At 70.7% G+C, this 14974-nt stretch carries 18 protein-coding genes; 4 read left to right on the top strand and 14 right to left on the bottom strand.

The window, feature by feature from the left end; translation table 11 throughout:
- Positions 1–17 precede the first annotated feature (17 nt).
- Genes BLQ91_RS08595 through BLQ91_RS08570 form a run of 6 tightly spaced genes read right to left on the bottom strand, consistent with a single transcriptional unit; the run spans position 18 to position 5742 of the window.
- Entirely contained in the window at positions 18–725 is a 708-nt protein-coding gene (locus BLQ91_RS08595) for a cupin domain-containing protein (protein ID WP_245733281.1), read from the bottom strand.
- On the bottom strand, positions 719–1600 hold the full coding sequence (locus BLQ91_RS08590) for a DUF6807 domain-containing protein (protein WP_090096217.1): 882 nt from the start codon (positions 1598–1600) through the stop codon (positions 719–721). The genes BLQ91_RS08595 and BLQ91_RS08590 overlap by 7 nt, the downstream gene beginning before the upstream one ends.
- Positions 1582–2664 carry a Gfo/Idh/MocA family protein gene (locus BLQ91_RS08585; RefSeq protein ID WP_090096216.1) on the bottom strand — a complete coding sequence of 361 codons (1083 nt, stop codon included), beginning with the start codon at positions 2662–2664 and terminating at the stop codon, positions 1582–1584. Before BLQ91_RS08585 ends, BLQ91_RS08590 begins: the two co-directional genes overlap by 19 nt.
- The gene (locus BLQ91_RS08580; protein WP_090096215.1) at positions 2661–3971 is read right to left on the bottom strand and encodes an ABC transporter substrate-binding protein; all 1311 of its coding nucleotides are present in this window, start codon (positions 3969–3971) and stop codon (positions 2661–2663) included. The genes BLQ91_RS08585 and BLQ91_RS08580 overlap by 4 nt, the downstream gene beginning before the upstream one ends.
- 15 nt (positions 3972–3986) lie before the next feature.
- Positions 3987–4799, bottom strand: coding sequence for a carbohydrate ABC transporter permease (locus BLQ91_RS08575; RefSeq protein ID WP_245733280.1), 813 nt, complete (start codon positions 4797–4799; stop codon positions 3987–3989).
- 19 nt (positions 4800–4818) lie between these two features.
- Positions 4819–5742: a carbohydrate ABC transporter permease gene (locus tag BLQ91_RS08570; protein ID WP_090096213.1), complete on the bottom strand. Its 924-nt coding sequence runs from the start codon at positions 5740–5742 to the stop codon at positions 4819–4821.
- A 466-nt stretch (positions 5743–6208) separates the two neighbouring features.
- Between BLQ91_RS08570 and BLQ91_RS08565 the strand changes: the two genes are divergently transcribed.
- Positions 6209–6658 carry an RDD family protein gene (locus BLQ91_RS08565; RefSeq protein WP_176959633.1) on the top strand — a complete coding sequence of 150 codons (450 nt, stop codon included), beginning with the start codon at positions 6209–6211 and terminating at the stop codon, positions 6656–6658.
- Here BLQ91_RS08565 and BLQ91_RS08560 read toward each other — a convergent pair.
- From BLQ91_RS08560 to BLQ91_RS08535, 6 genes are all read right to left on the bottom strand, one after another.
- Positions 6651–7289, bottom strand: a complete 639-nt coding sequence (locus BLQ91_RS08560) for a response regulator (RefSeq protein WP_090096211.1) — start codon at positions 7287–7289, stop codon at positions 6651–6653. The genes BLQ91_RS08565 and BLQ91_RS08560 overlap by 8 nt on opposite strands.
- Positions 7289–8452, bottom strand: a complete 1164-nt coding sequence (locus tag BLQ91_RS08555) for a sensor histidine kinase (protein WP_143022564.1) — start codon at positions 8450–8452, stop codon at positions 7289–7291. Before BLQ91_RS08555 ends, BLQ91_RS08560 begins: the two co-directional genes overlap by 1 nt.
- Positions 8453–8466: 14 nt before the next feature.
- Complete coding sequence (locus tag BLQ91_RS08550) at positions 8467–8910, bottom strand: hypothetical protein (protein WP_090096698.1); 444 nt, start codon at positions 8908–8910, stop codon at positions 8467–8469.
- 102 nt (positions 8911–9012) lie between these two features.
- Complete coding sequence (locus BLQ91_RS08545; RefSeq protein ID WP_090096209.1) at positions 9013–9552, bottom strand: carboxymuconolactone decarboxylase family protein; 540 nt, start codon at positions 9550–9552, stop codon at positions 9013–9015.
- Between the two features lie 105 nt (positions 9553–9657).
- On the bottom strand, positions 9658–10209 hold the full coding sequence (locus BLQ91_RS08540; RefSeq protein ID WP_218130187.1) for a redoxin domain-containing protein: 552 nt from the start codon (positions 10207–10209) through the stop codon (positions 9658–9660).
- Between the two features lie 4 nt (positions 10210–10213).
- Positions 10214–10804, bottom strand: a complete 591-nt coding sequence (locus BLQ91_RS08535; protein WP_090096208.1) for a protoglobin domain-containing protein — start codon at positions 10802–10804, stop codon at positions 10214–10216.
- 167 nt (positions 10805–10971) lie between these two features.
- Here BLQ91_RS08535 and BLQ91_RS08530 point away from each other — a divergent pair, with 167 nt between their 5' ends.
- Entirely contained in the window at positions 10972–11610 is a 639-nt protein-coding gene (locus BLQ91_RS08530; protein ID WP_090096207.1) for a MarR family winged helix-turn-helix transcriptional regulator, read from the top strand.
- Between the two features lie 4 nt (positions 11611–11614).
- Here the strand turns inward: BLQ91_RS08530 and BLQ91_RS08525 are convergent, their stop codons facing one another.
- Entirely contained in the window at positions 11615–12292 is a 678-nt protein-coding gene (locus tag BLQ91_RS08525; protein WP_090096206.1) for an MOSC domain-containing protein, read from the bottom strand.
- A complete protein-coding gene (locus BLQ91_RS08520; protein ID WP_218130186.1) occupies positions 12289–12963 on the bottom strand; it encodes a type 1 glutamine amidotransferase in 675 nt (224 codons plus the stop codon). Before BLQ91_RS08520 ends, BLQ91_RS08525 begins: the two co-directional genes overlap by 4 nt.
- Positions 12964–13063: 100 nt before the next feature.
- Here BLQ91_RS08520 and BLQ91_RS08515 point away from each other — a divergent pair, with 100 nt between their 5' ends.
- Positions 13064–13483 (top strand): Fur family transcriptional regulator, encoded by a 420-nt coding sequence (locus BLQ91_RS08515; protein WP_090096204.1) that lies wholly within the window; start codon positions 13064–13066, stop codon positions 13481–13483.
- A 17-nt stretch (positions 13484–13500) separates the two neighbouring features.
- Positions 13501–14967, top strand: a complete 1467-nt coding sequence (locus BLQ91_RS08510; protein WP_090096203.1) for a catalase — start codon at positions 13501–13503, stop codon at positions 14965–14967.
- Positions 14968–14974 lie beyond the last annotated feature (7 nt).

Genomic DNA, 14974 nt, shown 5'->3' with positions numbered 1-14974 from the left:
ATCGACGAAAGCGTTGATCAGTAAGGAGATCCACCCTCGGAGGGATCGTGGGTGTCGAGCCTGCCGCACATCCCCGGGCGCGGTCCCCGCGCCGGCACCACGTGGATGTCCGCCTCGGCGAGGTGCGTGATCTTCCCGTCCCGCAACAGGGTCAGGTGCTCCCCGGTGCGTTCGGCGGAGGCCAGCGCCCCGCCGCGCCACCGCTCCTCCCAGTCGTCCAGCACACCCCGTTTGAGGCGGACGGCGGCGCGGTAGAAGTCGTCGAGCGCCGCGTCCTCTCCGGACTCGACCCGCCGTCGCAGCTCCAGGAACCCTTCCAGGGCGAGGTCCCGGCGTCGTCGAGCAGCGTTCTCGTCGCCCGCCCCGGCGTGGGCGAGATAGCTCTCCTCGTCGGCGAGCACCTCGGCGGGGAACGGGAACACCGCGTCGCCCGCCTCCGGCAGACCGCTGTTCTGCATCACGACGATGATCCGCAGGTCGCCGTCGTTGACCAGGCGGTGGATCGTGCCGGGCGTGAACCAGGCGACGACTCCCTCGTGCAGCGCGGTTTCGGCAAACCCGCGCCGGGTCAGCGTCTGCACGCTGCCCCGCCCGCCGATCACGTAGTAGCACTCCGCGCAGGCCAGGTGCACGTGCGGCGACCCGCCGCACACCCCGTCCACCGCGGGCCAGTCGTACACCCTCAGGCCGGAGAGGCCGACCCCGCCGGGGAAGGGCGTCACCACGGGTGCGCCTCCACGTAGGACTCCAGCCGTTCCCGGCCCCACTCCCCGGTGGCGACGACGAGCCGGTACCGCAGCTCCAGCACCTCACCGGCAGGCAGCTCGACCGTGTCGTGGAAGGCGAAGGACGGGTTGACCGCCGCGAACGGTGTGCTGCGCACGAACCAGTGCGTGCTCTTGTTGTCCGGGTGGTCGAGGAACAGCAGGGTCGACGACCGGTCCACCTCGTCGTGCCGCCCGACGAACGCGAGCCACGCCGCGGCCTCGCCCATCATCTCCTGCCCCGTTCCCCCGCCGGCGGCGATCACCTCGCCGTCGGTGAAGGAGCGCGGTCCACGCCAGAAGAAGCCGGTGTAGCCCGCGAGCTCGCGGCCGTTCGTCGTCGGGCTGCCGAAGACCAGGGTCTCCGGCCGCACGTTCGTGAGCGTCGTCGCGAACTCGAGCGTCCACGAGTCGTCCTCGACGTCGCGCACGGCGAACGAGCGCCGCTCAGCGACCCAGTGCTCGCCCGCCTCGGTGAACCACGACAGCAGCTCCTCGACGCGCGGCCCGTCGACCTCGAACCCGTCGTGCCGCATGGTGCCGACGTTGGGCAGCACCACGTAGCCTTGGTCGCGCACGTAGGTGACGCCGCCCCAGAAGTTCTCCCCCGACACGTCCGTCGCGGTCATCTGCACGCCCTTGTGCCACCGGTGGTCGTGCGGCCGGAACGCCGTCACGACGTCGCCGGCGAGCGTGCGCACGGGGTGCAGGTAGGGCTTCGGGCCCTCGAACGCCGGCGTCGACGGCCGGTGCACGTACCGGAAGATCTCGACGTCACCGGCGGACGCGACGAGCTCCTCGTCGTCGTGCCGCAAAGTCACCGCGCGGTCGCCCACGGGGCACCGATCCCTTCCATCGTCGCGTAGAACGGGTTCTCAGGGCCGATCTGCCCGGCTTTCACCACGGTCCCGGTGAACGCGGAGGCGTACAGCGCGGCGATGAACTCCATCGTGATCCGCGTGTCCGCCAGCGCCACCGGTGGCGGTGCGCCCTCGTCCAGGGCGTCGAGGAGCGCCTCGACCTGGCACCGGTGACCGCTGACGATCCCCGACCGCCCTTCCCGCCAGCGTGCGGCGACGTCCTCGTGGCCGGGTGCGGGGGTGATCGTCCAGTGCGCGTCGGTGTAGCCGTACAGGTGCTCGACCTCGACCGTGGCGCGTTCGAAGTCGAACCTCAGCTCGGAGGTCTCCCGCGGTGAGAGCAGGGAGTTCACCACCGAGGCGACCGTGCCGTCGGCGAAGGTCACCAGGGCCATCGAGACGTCCTCGGTCTGCACGTCGCGCGCCTGCCGTGCCGCGACGGCCCGGATCTCCCGCCACGGCCCCAGCACCGACAGCAGCAGGTCGAACTGGTGGATGCCGTGGCCCATCGTCGGGCCGCCGCCCTCGCTGTCCCACGTCCCGCGCCACGGCACCTCGAAGTAGGCGTCGCCGCGGTACCAGAGGGTGTCGCACTTCGCGACGAACGACCGGCCGAGCACGCCCTCGGCGACCAGGCGCCGCAACCGGAGCGCCGCGGGGCCGAAACGGTGCTGGAACACCGTCGCGACCCGCCCCGCCGAGCGCCGTTCGGCCGCGATCAGCGCGTCGACCTCGCTCAGCGACATCGCCGGGGGCTTCTCCACCAGCACGTTCACCCCGGCGGCGAGGCAGTCGAGCGCGAGCGGCACGTGGTGGCGCGGTGGCGTGCACACGTGCACCAGGTCTAGGTCCTCCGCGTCGAGGAGCGCGGCGGGAGTGGGGTGCGTCCGCGGCACACCCCACTCCCGGGCGAACGCCGTCGCCCGATCGGCGTCCACGTCCACGACCGCCACGAGCTCGACGCGCTCCCCCACGGCCCGCAGCGCCTCGGCGTGGGCGGCGGCGATCGAACCCGTGCCGACGACGGCGGCGCGCCTCACCGCGCGGCGTCCACTTCGGACTGGACTTCCCTGATGAACGACGCGGCGGCCTGGTCCGGTGTCGTCCGGCCGAACAGGACGTCCTCGGTGTGCCGCTTGAGGATCGTGTCGAGCGTGCTGGCGCCGTTCGGCGTGATCCGCGGCGGGTCGCTCACGGGCACCGTGTCGAGGTACTCCTTGGCGGCCTTGTCCGTGTCCTTGAGCTGCCCCGAGATCGTCTCGCGGATCTTCTGGTTGGCGGGCACACCGCGCTCGGTCAGCAGCACCTTGGCGGCCTCCTCGTCGTTGGCGAGGAAGTTCACGAAGGCCGCCGCCTCGGCCGGGTACTTCGACCGCGCGGAGACGGACCAGAACATCGACGACTTGTAGTACGCGCCGGGTGCCTTGCCCTGCGTCTCACCGGGCAGCCGCAGCAGCTTGAGCTTGGCACCGCTGGCTGCCGTCAGCGCCGTCAGCTGCGTGTTCCACCACAGGCCGAACGCCGCCGTGTTCGTCGCCGTCGCCGACTGGTTGAGGCCCGCGGAGGCCTTCTCGATCGTCGCGGACGGCGACATCGCGGCACCGGACTTCGACAGGTCGAGGACGTACTGCCAGTAGTCGCGCGCGATCTCCTGCGGCAGCACGACCTTGGCGTCGGCGTCGAACATCGCGTGGCCCTGCTGCCGCGCCCGGATGCTCAGCCCGGCCGCGTCGTTGATGCCCGGCGACTGGACGCCGAACACCGCGCCACCGCCGGCCTTGGACACCTGCTCACCGATGGTCTTGAGGTCGTCCCACGACCACTTGGTGTCGTCCGGCACCGGGATGCCGTACTTCGCGAGCAGGTCGGTGTTGACCATGATCGAGTACATGCCGAGACCGACCGGCAGCCCGTACCGCTTGCCGGCGATCGTGCCCGTGGCGAGCGCCTTCTGGTCGAAGTTCGAGGTGTCGAGGTGCTTCTTGGCCTCGTTGAGGTCGAGCAGCGCGCCGCGCTCGGCGTAGGAGGCGATGTAGAGCTCGTCCATCTGCATGACGTCCGGGGCGTCGTTGGCCGCCATCGTGGTGGCGAGGCTGTCCCAGTAGCCGTTCCACTCCTTGAACTCACCCTTGACGGTGATGTTCGGGTACTTGCGCTGGAACATGTCGATGACCTTCTGGGTGCGCTTGTGCCGGTCGTCCGCGCCCCACCACGTGAAGCGCAGCGTGACCTTCTCCGTCGTCAGGTCACCACCGGCGTCGGACCCGGATCCGCAGGCCGCGAGCAGGGACGCGGTCACCGACAGCAGGACCGCCCACGCGGTCCCGCGGCGAACACCTCTGAGCATGGGCTTTCCCTCCGGCTACTTGCCCCCGGTCGTCGCGATCCCCTTGACGAGGTACCGCTGGCCGATGAGGAACGCGAGGAAGATCGGGACGAGCGACACGACGCTCATCGCGAACTGCGAGCCCCACGACGTCGCGACCGTCGAGTCGACGAACGACCGCAGGGCGACGGGAACCGTGTACATCTCCGGGTCCGTCAGGTAGATCAACTGGCTGAAGAAGTCGTTCCAGGTCCAGATGAACGTGAAGATCGTGGTGGTGGCGAGCGCCGGCGTCATCAGCGGCAGCACGATCCGCAGGAAGATCCGGGGGTGCCCGCACCCGTCGATCCGCGCCGCCTCGTCGAGCTCGCGCGGCAGCCCCCGGATGAACTGCACCATCAGGAACACGAAGAACGCGTCGGTGGCGAGGATCTTCGGCACGATGATCGGCAGGAACGTGTTGACCCACCCGATCTGCGAGAACAGCACGTACTGCGGCACGATGATCACGTGGATCGGCAGCATGATCGTGCCGAGCATGATCCCGAACCACCACCGCTTCCCGGTGAACTGCAACCGCGCGAACGCGTACGCCGCCATCGAGCACGACACCAGGTTCCCGACGATGCACCCGAGCACCAGGACCGCCGAGTTCAGCAGGTACGTCCCGAACGACGGCGTGAGCGCGTTCCACCCCTCGACGTAGTTCTCGGTCTGGAAGCTGTCGAGGACCAGCCCCGGGCTGCGGAAGATCTCATCACCGGGCCGCAACGAGCTCACGACCATCCACAGCACCGGGTACAGCATCACGAACCCGATCAGCACGAGCCCGACGTGCTTGAGGGGCACCGAAATCCTTCTGCGGACGTCAGTCGTCATAGAACACCCAGTACTTCGCCGCCCAGAAGTTGACCGCGGTGAAGGCGGCGATGATCAGGAGCAGGAACCACGCCAGCGCCGACGCGTAGCCCATGTCGAACCGGCTGAACCCCTGCTGGTAGAGGTAGAGCGTGTAGAACATCGTCGAGTCCGACGGCCCTCCCGTCCCCCCGGACACCACGAACGCCTGCGTGAACGACTGGAACGCGTGGATGATCTGCAACACGAGGTTGAAGAACAGGATCGGCGACAGCAGGGGCATCGTGATCCGCCGGAAGCGCGACCACCACCCGGCCCCGTCGATCGCGGCAGCCTCGTAGTACACCACCGGGATCTGCCGCAACCCGGCCAGAAAGATGATCATCGGTGACCCGAACGTCCACACGTTCAACACGATGAGCGTCGACAACGCCGTGTCGGGGTCCGAGATCCACCCCCTGCCCTCGACCCCGAAGAACCCGAGCACCCGGTTGACCAACCCGTCGGTGCCGAACACCTGCGTCCACAGCACCGCGATCGCCACGCTCGACCCGAGCAGCGAAGGCAGGTAGAACGCCGACCGGTAGAACGCAAGCCCGCGCAACCCCTTGTCGAGCAACAGCGCGACCCCGAGCGCGCACGCCAACTGCAACGGCACGGACACGAACACGTACGTGAACGTCACCCGCAGCGCGTTGTGCAACCGCTCGTCACCGAGAACCCGCGCGAAGTTGTCCAGTCCGATGAACCGAGGGGGCTGGATGAGGTTGTACTTCGTGAACCCGAGCGCGAACGAGGCCAGCACGGGCCCGACCGTGATGAAGACCAGCCCGGCGAACCACGGCAGCAAGAACCAGAACGCCGCCTTGTTGTCGCGTTTGCGGACCTGCACACCACCCCGGCGCAGCTGCCGCAGTTCGTCGAGGGCGCTCATGAACTCCTGACCCCGTAGTCGGGAAAACGCTTTCCGGAGTCTGCATCGGTGCACCACCAGCGTCAAGGGAGGTGTCGAACGCCGTCGAACTCTTCGTCGAACGCCGCCGGGACGTTTCGATTCCGGTCCTTTGTGGACGTAAGTCGGCCTGCGAAGAGGCGGGAGGCGGCAGTCTCACGAACCGACCCGCAACACAGGCCGGGCGGACGCACGCGACCGCACTCCAGCACGACGACCCCGGCGCTTCGTCCCGACTCGCGCGACATCCTCGCGACCCAGCCGTGCCGGCGCCCAGCCACCCCAAGCCGACCCGCGAAGCCTCACCCCCACTCGCGCAGAACCGGTGGTTCCCCCAGCAGCCAGGTCCTCGGGCGCCCTGGGCGGTCCGGTCATGCCGCGCTGGTCACCGACGGGCGAAGTACCGGCCGCGCGACACCCCCGCGCGCCCCCTTGGCATGATGGGCGGGTGGCCACCGATGCCCGTTCCGTCGTGCTCCGCCGGTACTGCCAGCACGTCGTCGAGTTCGTCCTGCTGTGCGTCGCCGCCGTCCTGAGCCTCGTCCTCGGCGTCCTGCTGTCGTTGCCGCTGATCAAGCTCGGTCTGCCGGTCGAGCTGTTCCGGGTCCTGCCCTTCGCGGCGGTCGTGGTGGTGTCGCTGCTCGGCGTGCTGTGGATGGAGATCTGGTACCCGTTCCGCCACGGCGGGGCGACACCGGCGATGCGGTGGCTCGGTCTGCGGATCACGACGCTGCGCGGCGGTGAGCCGCCGTTGCGGGCGTACTTCGTGCGGTGGCTGCTGATGGCCGTGGACGGGTTGCTGCTGGGCCTGGTCGGCGCCGTGCTGATCGCCGTGACGCCCCGGCACCAGCGGCTCGGCGACATGGTGGCCGGCACGGTCGTGGTGCGCGCTACCTGAGCAGTCCGTTGCGCCACGCCCAGATGGCGATCTCGGTGCGGTTGCGGACGCCGAGCTTGCCCTGGACGTTCGTGAGGTGCGACTTCACCGTCGAGAGCGAGACGGTCAGCCGCTGCGCGATCTCGGCGTTGGTGAAGCCGCGGCCCACGGCCAGCACGACGTCGAGCTCCCGGCCGGTCAGCGGCGCTCCCCGCTGCTCGGCGCCGCTGGTGAAGTGCGAGAGCAGCCGCACGGTGACCGCGGGCGAGACCATCGCCTCTCCCCGGTGCGCGGCGTGCACCGCCTCGACCAGCAACCGCGGCCGGGCGTCCTTGAGCAGGAACCCGCAGGCGCCGGCGAGCAGCGCCGCGTAGACGTTCTCGTCGACGTCGTAGGTCGTCACGACCAGCACCTTCAACGGGTTCTCCACGCCGGGGCCCGCCAGCAGCTCGGTCGCGCGCAGGCCGTCGAGCTTCGGCATGCGGATGTCCATCAGCGTCACGTCCGGGCGCAGCTGCCGCGCCATCCGCACCGCCGACTCGCCGTCCGCGGCCTCGCTGATCACCTTGATGCCCGGCTCGGCGTCGAGGACCAGCCGGAACCCGGTGCGGACGAGGGTCTGGTCGTCGGCGATCAGCACCCGGATGGTCATCAGATCCCCCTCGGCCCGGCGTGGCCGTCGCCCAGCGGCAGCCGCGCGGTGACCCGCCAGCCGCCGTCCCGCGGACCCGCGGCGAGCTCGCCGCCGAACGCCTCCACCCGTTCGGTCATCCCGATGATGCCGTGCCCGCCTTCCCGTGGTGGCGCGGAAACGCCGTCGTTGTCGACCTCCAGCACGAGGTCGCCGTCGTCGGAACGCGCCTCGACCCTGGTCTCGGTGGCCCGCGCGTGCCGGCGGACGTTCGTCAACGCCTCCAGCAACAGCCTGTGCAGCGCGACGGACACCTGTGGCGGCAACGTGGTGGCCTCGACGTCGTGCGCGATGTGGACGGAAGCCCCGTCGCCCACCGCGGCCCGCACCACGTCGCCCAGCACGAGGCTCGGTGACGGCAGCGGTTCGTCGCTGCGCAGCACACCGACCAGGCCGCGCGTCGCGGTCAGCGCCTCGGCCGCCGCGTGCTCGATCTGGTCGTAGACCTCGGCGGGGTCCTGGACCGGTGCCGCCGGGTTCGCGGCCAGCGCCTGCGCCGCGCGGGTCCGGACCACGATGCCGGTCACGTGGTGCGCCACCAGGTCGTGCAGGTCCCGTGCCACCTGGAGCCGGTCCTCGGTGCGGATGCGCGCGAGCTCGCTGCGGTGCCGGGCGTCCGCGTCGCGCAGGATCAGTCCCAGCGCCACCGCGGCTCCCCACGCGAGCGCCGCGGCCACCGGGGCCGCGTGGCCGAGGCCGTAGCGCACGAGCGGGGCGAGCACGACGGTGGCGCAGGCGGCGATGACGAGCACCGCCGCCCGCGCCGGAGGGAGCCGGCGGCATCCGGCGGCGGCCAGCAACAGCACCGCCAGCACCTCCGTCACCGGCGGCTGGGCCGGAACCCGGTCCACGAGTCCGGCCGCGGCCGTGCCCAGCAGGGACAGTGCGACGACCGCACCGGCCAGCAGCTCCAACTGGCGGGGGAACCGGCGGCGCAGCACCGCGAGGACCGCCGCGGCCTCACCGGCGTACGGCACGACCATCGTGAGCAGCGGCCCGAGGACGCCCGTGGGAGCGTCGCCACCGGCGGCCAGCACCCCGTCGGCCACCACGGCCACGACCAGCGCGACGACCTCGGCCACGAACACGCTGCGCCGCGGCGCCGGCGCTCCCCCTGCGGTCATACCGGCATTCTCCGCTACGCCCGCTTGGCGAAGTACGCGTTGGACGCCGGCAGGTAGCTCGCCACCACCGCCAACGCGGCCACGAGCGCGCCCCCGTACGCGGGCAGCGTCGCCGCTCCCTGCCCGATGAACAGGCTGCCGATCTGGAACACCGTGAACACCGTCAGCAGGATCCGCGCCCAGTTGCGCCCCGACCGGAGCTTGAACGCGAGCCACAGCTGGACCAGCGCGATCACGACGGCGATGCTCGCCACCAGGACCTGGGTGAAGGTGGCAGCGCTCTGCAGCTGCTCCTCGGTCATCGACGTCCCCGACGACCTCAGCGCCTCGACGAGGTCGTCGTGGGTGCCCACCAGGACACCGGCAGAGGTCACGGCGAAGACGCAGGACACGAGGAACCCCATGAACGCGGCGATGACGGTGCTCGGCGGCGTGGTCCTACCCGTTGCAGTAGTCATGATCACGACCGTAGGGCGCACCTGGAGCCGTTGCACCACAACGAGTTGCCCTCTAGTACTTTCGGACGAGAGCCCGGTTGCGGGACCGGGCTCCCCGTGTCCTCAGCGGGTGAGCGCCACGCGGGTGAAGTCGACCGGGACGTCGAGAGCCACGTTGATGTAGTTGGTGAACACGTTCAGCGCGACGTGCGCCACCGTCTCGACGATCTCCTCCTGGCTCAGCCCGGCGTCCCGCGCGGCCTGCACGTCGGCGTCGGAGATCTGGCCGCGGTGCTCGATCAGCGCGGTGGCCAGCGCCAGCACGGCCGCCGTGCGCGGGTCGTCGGACCTGCCGCCCTGCGCGTTGCTCATCTCCTCGGCGGTGGCGCCGGCCTTCTTGCCGAGCATGGTGTGCGCGGAAAGGCAGTAGTCGCACCGGTTCTGGTCGGCGACGGCGACGGCGATCATCTCGCCGACCTTGGCGCCCAGCGTGCCCCTGCCGAGGGCGCCGAACTGCGCCCACATGCTCTGCAGGGCGGCGGGCGAGTTCGCGACGGCCTTGAACATGTTCGGCACGATGCCGAAGGCGCCCTTGATCTGGGCGAGGGTCTCGGCGCGCTCGTCGGTGATCTGGTCGGGGTTGGTGAGTTCGACGCGGGACATGGTGGTTCTCCTCGATGTGTTGGGTGGAGCGGGTTGGGGGCCGGACGGGAAGCGCCGGTCTCGGGTGGGACGGCGGCGCACTTCGCCGCCGCGAGGACTTTCAGGTCAGGTGCAGGTGCCGTCGACGGCGCACACGCCCGGCGCCGCCTCCTCGTCGAGCAGGCGCGGCGCCGCCCCGTCGAGCAGGCGGGTCACCGCCGAAGCGAGCGCCATGTCGTCGACCTGGCCGAACCTGTGCGCCCGCAGCACGCCGTCACGGTCGATGAGCACCGTCGTCGGCGTGCCCCGCATGCGGTAGCGGCTGAAGGTGACCGGTGCCGGATCGGCGCTGCGGAACGCGTCGACGCCGACCGGGAACGGGATGCGGTACTCGTGCAGGAACGCCTCGAGGCTCGTCGGGGTCATGGCCTGGTGGTGCTCGAAGACGGTGTGCAGGCCGATGACGGCGAGGTCGTCGCCGAACGTCCTGGACAGGCGCACGGCCTGCGGGAGGGCGTGGCTCACGCAGCCCGGGCAGAGCATCTGGAACGCCTCCAGCACCACCACGCGGCCGCGCAGCTGGGCGAGGTCCAACGGCTCGCTGTTGAACCATTGCGTCGTCTCCCAGGGCGGGGCGGGCGTGAGGAGGCTGCTCGACGGCGACATCAGCAGGCTCATGCCGTCACCAGGCCCGGCCGGCGTAGGGCTGCGACCACAGCGCGACCTGGAGGGTGACCGCCTTGAACCAGGCCTGGTGCATGGCCTCGACCTGCTCCTCGGAGTGCCCACCGGCAGCCAGGAACGGGCGGATCGTCGCGGTGATCGGGTAGATGAACGCGATGATGTAGCGCAACGGGATGTGCGGCACCGAGTCGGCGTGGTCGGTCTCGTTCTTCTTCGGTTCGGTGTGCCGCAGCGCGATCTCGTGCTGGTAGGCCAGCCACCGCTCGTCGTACGGGCGGGTGCAGGTGTCGGCGATCCAGCGGGCGAAGCGGGCGCGCACCCGTGCCAGGTAGTCGCCGATCGGGGCGCCGTCCGGGGTGGAGAAGTAGGCCACCAGGTGCGGGTGCGAGCCGACGAAGCCGTACCAGACGTCGAGGATCTGCTCGATCTGTCCACTGAGGACCTTACCGGCGGTGTGCAGCGCCTGCTGGTCCGCCGGTCCGAAGAGGACGCTCGCCAGCAGCAGGTCGAGCTCGGCGCGGGTGACCGGGGACGGCGCGAGGTCCGGGTCGTCGTGGGTGTAGCCCGGTACTGGTTCGGATGACGTCATCGTCGCTTCCTTCGTGGTGGTCGAAGCGGGGGTTCCTCGGTGGTGCGATCGCCAGTCTGCCACAAACTAGGTAGGACTCCTACCAACTTTGCTCCACGGTGATCCAGGTCTCAAGCGGGAATGCACGTACGATCGGCGTGGAAAGTCCCACTGGCGAGGCGGAACGCATGACTGACACCGACGGCACGGCCGGGCTCGACCGGCGGCTGGCCGACGCGCTCGAGCGGCTCGGGCACGGCATGCGGGCGCTGGCGCAGCGCACGGCGCGGGAGTACGCGCTGACGCCGCTGCAGCAGCAGGCGGTGCTGGCACTGGCCCAGCACCCGCAGACCCGTCACGAGGTGGCGGCGCTCGCCGCGGAGTTCGACGTGTCCACGCCGACGATGTCCGACGCGGTGGCGGCCCTGGAGCGCAAGGGGCTCGTGACGCGCTCCCCCGGCACGGACGGGCGCCGCCGACTGCTGACGCTGACCGGGTCCGGCGCGGAGGTCGCGGGTGGACTGTCCTCTTGGGACGACCCGTTGACGGGTGCGCTCGCCGGGATCCCCGAGGCCGACCGCGCGACCACGCTGCACACCCTGCTGCGGGTGATCGAGGGCCTGCACCGGACGGGCGTGGTGAACGTGACGCACACGTGCACCACGTGCCGCTTCTTCGGGCGCGACGAGCACCCGGACCCGGCCGTGCCGCACCACTGCCACCTGCTGCGGATGCCGTTGCCGCTGGCGGGCCTGCGCACGGACTGCCCGGAGCACGAACCGGCCGACGCCCCGGCGGGCCGGCGCAAGCGCACCGCCGGCAAGTGACCTGTCAGCCGTGCAGCCGCGCGGCCTGGTCCTCCAGCACTCCGTCGAAGCGCCGGGACAGCAGCCGCACCCACGACTCGGGCAGCACGCCGTCGTGCCGCAGCAGGTGCCGGGCGGCCTCGGCGTCATCCCGGTCGACGTTGACGACGCGGTGCACCTCGGCGGCCGTGATCCCGTGCGAGGGCTGGTCGACGAGCACGATCCCGTCACCCGCACCGACGTCTCCCGGCCGCAGCACGCGGCAGTAGACACCGGTGCGGCCGGTGCGCTGGGTCCGCACGGCCATGTCCACGACGCCGTGGTGCGCCGCGAGCTTGAAGCAGGGCCGGCGCGGCTGGCTCACCTGCAGCAGCGCGGTTCCGACGGCGTGCACGGAGCCGATCACCAGGTCGCTCTCCAGCAACCCGGCGATGGTGAGGTTCTCGCCGAACGCGGGCGTGTCCAGCACACCGACCTCATCGGCCCACGACGCGTAGTGCTCGCTCGCGTAGAGCAGGACCGCCTTGTCCCGGCCGCCGTGGTGGACCCGGTCGCCCTGCTCGTCACCGGCGAGACCGAGGACACCGACGTCCACCCGCCCCTCGACGGGAGCCTTGGCGATCGCCGTGGGCACGGCACGTCCTCGCCACGGAAGCTGCCGCACCGCACCGGTCGACACGACGACCACGCGCGCCTTGCTCATCGGCCCCCTTCCACCACGGCGGCAACGCAGGCCGCCCACCGCCGCAGCACCTGCACTCCCACGGCCTGCACCTCGTCGACCTCGGCGAGGGTGATCTTCCCGTCCGGCGGCAGGTGCGGCGTGATCTCCCACAGCTCCTGCGGGCCGATCTCGACGTGGAACTGCAGTCCGTAGGCCGTCCCGACCCGGAACGCCTGGTGCGCGTAGAGGTCCGAGCTCGCCAGCAGCTCGGCTCCCGGCGGCAGGTCGAACGTGTCCTGGTGCCAGTGCACGACCGGGATCCGCGGCCCGGCGGGCGAGAACACCGGATCGTCCGCGCTCACCAGCTCCACCGCGCCGGCACCGATCTCCGGCACCGGCCCCCGCCGCACACGGGCTCCCAGAGCGGCCGCGAGCAGTTGTGCGCCGAGGCAGACGCCGAGAACCGGCTTGCCGAGCCGGACGCACTCCGCGATGAGCTCGCGCTCGCGCGCCAGGTGCGGGTGGTCGTGGTCGTCGAGGGCCCCCATCGGCCCGCCCAGGACCACGAGCACGTCGAGCTGGGCGGCGGCGGGCAGCTCGTCGTCGAGATCGGCGCGGACCACGGCGACCTTGCTCCCCACGGCGAACAACGCCGGCGCGATGAGCCCCGGCCCCTCGAACGGAACGTGCTGGATGACGACCGAGCGCACGGAAGACCTCGTTTTCTTGAACCGGTCCGGACTACTTGCCCCGAGTGCGCCCAGCATGCCACAGTATAGCTAGGAGTCCTACCTACTTGAGGAGTGCGAGTTGCCCCCAGACGACCCGGTCACCGCCCTGCGCGGCGCCTCGTTGCGGGTCACCAAGCAGCGGATCGCCGTGCTGACCGCCCTGGCGCACCACCCGCACGCCGACGTCGACCAGCTGGGCAGGATCGTCCGCGAGGACCTCGGATCCGTGTCCACGCAGGCCCTCTACGACGTGCTGACCGCGCTGACGGACGCGCGCCTGGTCCGGCGGCTCGACACCGGGCAGCCGGCGCGCTTCGAACTGCGCGGCCACGACCACGACCACGTGGTGTGCCGCGGCTGCGGCGCGCTGGCCGACGTCGAGCGGAGCGACTCCCCACCTCCGCACCTCCCGCAGGCGCTCGGGTTCCGCGTCGACGAGACCGAGGTCCTGCACCGGGGGCTGTGCCCCGCCTGCCGGCCCGGTGTCCACCACCCCTGATCGGAGAAGTCCACCAGATGTCGTTCGAGGACAACACCACCCCGCTGACCACGGCCGCCGGCGCCCCGGTCGCCGACAACCAGAACAGCCTCACCGCCGGGGCACGCGGCCCCGTGCTGCTGCAGGACCTGTGGCTGCTCGAAAAGCTCGCCCACTTCGGCCGCGAGGTCATCCCGGAGCGGCGGATGCACGCGAAGGGCTCCGGCGCGTTCGGCCGGTTCACCGTCACCGGCGACCTCACCGCCTACACCAGCGCCGCGTTGTTCAGCGCGGTCGGCAACGAGTGCGAGACGTTCGTGCGCTTCTCGACGGTGGCGGGCGAACGCGGTGCCGCCGACGCCGAACGCGACATCCGCGGCTTCTCGACCCGCTTCTACACCACCGAGGGCAACTGGGACCTGGTCGGCAACAACACGCCGGTCTTCTTCTTCCGCGACCCGCTGAAGTTCCCCGACCTCGCGCACGCCGTGAAACGCGACCCCCGCACCAACCTCCGCGACCCCGAGAACACCTGGGGCTTCTGGACGAACCTGCCCGAGGCGCTGCACCAGGTCACGATCGTCATGAGCGACCGGGGAATCCCGCGCTCGTACCGGCACATGCACGGTTTCGGCTCGCACACCTTCAGCATGGTCAACGCCGCCGGTGTGCGGCACTGGGTCAAGTTCCACCTGCGCACCGAGCAGGGGGTCGAGAACCTCACCGACGACCAGGCGGGCGGGCTGATCAGCGGTGACCGCGAGTCGCACCAGCGCGACCTCCACGAGGCGATCGAGCGGGGCGAGTTCCCGTCCTGGAAGCTCTTCGTCCAGGTCATGCCGGAGGCGGACGCCGCCGGCTACCGGTTCCACCCCTTCGACCTCACCAAGGTGTGGAGCAAGGCGGACTACCCGCTGGTCGAGGCGGGCGTGCTCACGCTCGACCGCAACCCGGAGAACTACTTCGCCGACGTCGAGCAGGCCGCCTTCACGCCGGCCAACGTCGTGCCCGGCATCTCGTTCAGCCCGGACAAGATGCTGCAGGGACGCCTCTTCTCCTACGGCGACGCCGCCCGCTACCGCCTGGGCGTCAACCACCACCAGATCCCGGTCAACCGCTCCAACGGCGCGCGGCTGGTCAACAGCTACCACCGCGACGGCGCCATGCGGGTCGACGGCAACCAGGGCGGGGTGCCCGGTGTGCAGCCGAACAACTTCGGCCGCTGGGCCGAGCAGCCCGCCTACGCCGAGCCCGCGCAGGCCGTCGGCGCCACCGCCGACCGGTTCGACTTCCGCGAGGACGACAGCAACTACTACGAGCAGCCGGGGAACCTCTTCCGGCTGATGACCGGCGACCAGCAGCAGGCGTTGTTCGACAACACCGCGCGAGCGATCAAGGGTGCTCGCAGGGAGACCGTCGAGCGGCACGTCAGCAACTGCGCCAAGGCCGACCCGGCCTACGGCGAGGGCGTGCGCAAGGCCTGCGAGGCGATCGGCGCGCTCTGACGAACGG

Source organism: Lentzea jiangxiensis (assembly GCF_900104175.1).
Classification (GTDB): Bacteria; Actinomycetota; Actinomycetes; order Mycobacteriales; family Pseudonocardiaceae; genus Lentzea; species Lentzea jiangxiensis.
The sequence above is the reverse complement of the archived record's forward strand: the minus strand, read 5'-3'. Positions and strand labels throughout refer to the sequence as shown.